The organism is Phyllobacterium phragmitis (genome assembly GCF_002980495.1).
In the GTDB taxonomy this organism is placed as follows: domain Bacteria; phylum Pseudomonadota; class Alphaproteobacteria; order Rhizobiales; family Rhizobiaceae; genus Paramesorhizobium; species Paramesorhizobium phragmitis.
Window position 1 is genome coordinate 1 of the sequence record NZ_PVBR01000058.1, and the last position, 3,671, is coordinate 3,671.

The 3,671-nt window shown below is 58.7% G+C and carries 3 protein-coding genes; all 3 read left to right on the forward strand.

The annotated features are described in order from the left end of the window. Nucleotides 1–482: 482 nt before the first annotated feature. Nucleotides 483–800, forward strand: coding sequence for a cupredoxin domain-containing protein (locus C5748_RS27210; protein ID WP_245582015.1), 318 nt, complete (start codon nucleotides 483–485; stop codon nucleotides 798–800). Between the two features lie 9 nt (nucleotides 801–809). Further along, nucleotides 810–1,175 (forward strand): hypothetical protein, encoded by a 366-nt coding sequence (locus C5748_RS27215; protein ID WP_105746159.1) that lies wholly within the window; start codon nucleotides 810–812, stop codon nucleotides 1,173–1,175. Between the two features lie 364 nt (nucleotides 1,176–1,539). Next, nucleotides 1,540–3,671: beta strand repeat-containing protein (locus C5748_RS27220; protein ID WP_158259948.1), on the forward strand; the 2,132-nt coding region annotated here is incomplete at its 3' end.

Genomic DNA, 3,671 nt, shown 5'->3' on the forward strand with positions numbered 1-3,671 from the left:
TACTCTTTCCAGTCACAGTTTGCGTTCCAGGTGAACGGGCTGGACTGGTGGAAATGACTTCGAACTGAGAGATAAACGAGTGAACAGAATCACCAATTCTATTCACTCGCCCCGTTATCCAAGCGTTTCCGACCGGCCAGCACCGCTATACCGAAAGTCGTTGCTAGCCGACCCGAAAGTGGGTCTCGAAAGTCGGCGGCCCGAGGGCTGGGGAGGGATTTCCACCTTGCCTGGACGAACAAGACCCTGCCGACGCGACCTGCTTTCGAGACGGAGTCTCAGAGGCTTACCGGGTCATATATCAGGGCCGAGACTTGAAGATCGGTCGTTCAAATCCTTGTCCGTGCACTTCTTTTCCCATTGCGTGCAATTTCGGCCTGACCCCATCGCGCAGGCGAAAGGCAATGGCTAAGCAAGGGCGGCCGCGCGGCGGCGAACCTGTTTCTGACACTTCCGAACAATTGCATCCAAGGAGTCCTGCTTTGTCCTTCCGTCACATTCTTCCCGGCGCGTTCGCGCTCGCTCTTTCCTTCACCGCGCCGGCCTTCGCCGCCGATCACGCCGTCGATATTCAGGGCATGAAGTTTTCCGTGCCCGCGCTCGAAGTCGCCGTCGGCGACACCGTCACCTTCACCAATCGCGATGGCGCGCCGCACACGGCTACGGCCAAGGACGGCTCGTTCGACACCGGGCGTCTGGCGAAGGACCAGAGCGCGACGATCACCATCTCCAAGGCAGGCACGTTCGACTATTTCTGCGCCGTGCATCCGTCGATGAAGGCGGGCATCACCGCACAGTAGCAATCACTCATGCCCATTCCGCTGCTTTTCATCCCCTTCGTCGCCTACAATCTGATGGCGTTCGGACTGACACGCGGCGGGATGGGCTGGGATACCCCTCTCGTATCCCTGCCACTCCCCTCAAGCGAGACATTCCGTTTCACGCTTGGTGATGGATTGGTCCTGATCGCGCTTGTTTTGCTGCTCATCAGCCCGCGCCTGCGCCCGGCGCGCAAAAGCGCGTTTGCACGCGCCGCCATGCTTGCCGTGCCGCTCGCCTATGCCGGCGAATTCCTGCTCGTTCCCGCCGCCGCCACGTCGCTGTTTTTCACCTGTCTGGCCATGAGCGTTGCCGAATCCCTCATGGAATGGCGCGGTGATCGATCCGAACGCTGACGGCGGGTTCACGCAGTAGGCGTTTCGCCCGAAAGCCAAGCAGCCGGCCGCCGATCCGGGGTCTCTTCCTCCCTTTTCGATTCGCTGATTTTAAGCTTTCCGGCCAATGGCCTGTCAGCCGAAATTGACGTACCGGCAGGGCGGCGCAGGCGGCGCGATTCCCTATACGTGCATCTCTTTTCCCACTGCGTGCAAACGCGGTCCGTCCCCATGGCGCAATCGACAAAACCCCGCTTAACCAGGGATGACTGCGCGCAGGCTGGCACCCTGTCGCTTGCGCGCGGTCCGTGAGCCTGCGCGCCGAATTCCGGTTCGCCATGCGGGAAAGACCAACGTTGAGCCTCTCGTGCCCAAAGGGATTTTTATGCGTAGCACCTCGATTTTGAAAAGCCGGACCATCCTCTTTGCTGCGTTGATGACCTCGACGGCGCTGGTGAGCATCGTGCCCATATCCGCTTATGCGGCGGATGAGATCGCCTCTCCAAATGCTACGATCACAGCGGATAATGATGACGGTCTGATTGAAACAACCAATGGCGCGACAACGCTTGTCATTGGACCTTCGGTTGGCGCTAATCTCGTCCTCGGTGATGCTGGCACAAACCAAGCCTTGGTCGTGGGGACTTCTGGCGGCGATACCAGCCAACTGACCATCAATGTTGATCTCGATCAGCCCGCCGTCATTTTCAGTTCTGGTAGCAACGGGGATGCCATCACAACGGATGCCTCAACCGCTGGTGATACCATCATCATCAACGCCGGGGCAGATACGCGCCTCAACTTCGGCGGCAATGTTGTCGCCGCGGCAGGGGATTCCATTACCGTCAACCTGAGCAGCGGAGGATCCTTAGCCGCAACCTTTGGAGGCGCCAGCAACGTCGCGGACATCAACTTCGTAGCGGACGGGGCTGTAGAGTTCTCCAATGCCGGCGGGACGCTCACCGGTAACGTAACGACAGCAGGCAACGGCACAGGCACGCTTGACCTCTCCAATTCCGGAAGCACCAACATCTTTGGGGATATCGGGGCGTCTGGTGCCGCGTTGAAACTCATCAGGCTTAATGGCAATGACCAGCTGGGTAAGCCTGGCGACAACAACAGCATCTTTGCCACAACCATTGAAGTTGGGAATGTTGGCGCTACCATAAACATTGCCGCAGGCACCACCACCGCAGATATCAAGTTCACCGGGAGCGCAAACGGGGATCTTTTCTTCAACACAACAAACGCCACCATCACCGGTGACGTGACCACGGCAACCGATGGTGTTGGCGCGCTTAGACTTGGTTCGACCCAAACCGTCACAGGGAATATCGGGGCGACGGGTGCGGTGTTGAAGGATCTTCAGTTTGTCGGGGATGGCACGGTAATTGACGGCAATGTCTTCGCCCAAACCATCACCGTCGCACGTGCTGCCACCTCAACCCTTGCGGGCGCCACCAATGTCGGAAACCTCAATTTCACCGGAGACGGGGAAATTGTCTTGAACGGCGACCTCACCGGGAACGTGACCACAAATGGAGATGGCACCGGCACCCTGAACCTCTCCAATGCCGCCGCGCAAACCATAACCGGGAGTGTGGGGGCAACCAACGAATTGCTCACCGTCAAGCTGAACAACGACACCATCACCGGTGCAGTCTTTTCGACAAGCATCGAGACGGCGGGCACGACGATTTTCCAGAATAACGTCACAACTGTAAACGCCCTCACGACCGCGGCGGGTGGGACAGTCGTGTTTGACAGCACCTTTGGCGACAACGTAATTAACGGAACCGTGGATGCGGTTGCGGGTGTTACCGACGCCACCATGAATGTTACGGGTTCCACCAACGCCGAATTCAATGGCGTCATTGGCGGCAGTCAAGCCTTCAACACCCTCAACATCTTAAACACCGGGCCAACCATCTTCAACGAGGATGTCTCCGCCACCACCATCAACGCGAGCGGCACTGGCGCCAAAACATTCGATGGAATCGTCACGGCCACGAATTTCAACGCGAGCGCAGGCACGACGACGTTCAATACATCCAACAGCATCGGCACGCTGGCGATTACCAACGGCGCATTGGTGAGCCACACGGGCAATGGCCTTGTCGGCGAGGCGTCCGGCGCCACTGAAACGGTTCTGGTGACGGGGACGAATTCAAGCTGGACGAGTGGAGGCGACATTCGTGTTGGCGGCAGTGGCAACGGCACGCTCACGATTGCCGATGGCGGCGCAGTCAGCGCGGATAACGGTTTAGACAATGTGGACATTGCCCGTATCGCGGGCTCCACCGGCACGCTCAATATCGGCGCGGCGCTGAGTGATCCCGCAGCGGCAGCGGGCACGCTCAACGCCGCCACGCTGGCCTTTGGCGATGGCGCCGGCACCCTCAATTTCAATCACACCGAAACATCTTATGATTTCGATGCGGCGATTACCGGCACGGGAACAATCAACCAGGTTTCCGGTGTCACCAATCTGACAGGTGATGCGAGCGGCTTTACCGG

Bases quoted from the DNA above. Each gene is read 5' to 3' on its own strand.
- C5748_RS27215 (WP_105746159.1), top strand. From the start codon at position 810: ATGCCCATTCCGCTGCTTTTCATCCCCTTCGTCGCCTACAATCTGATG.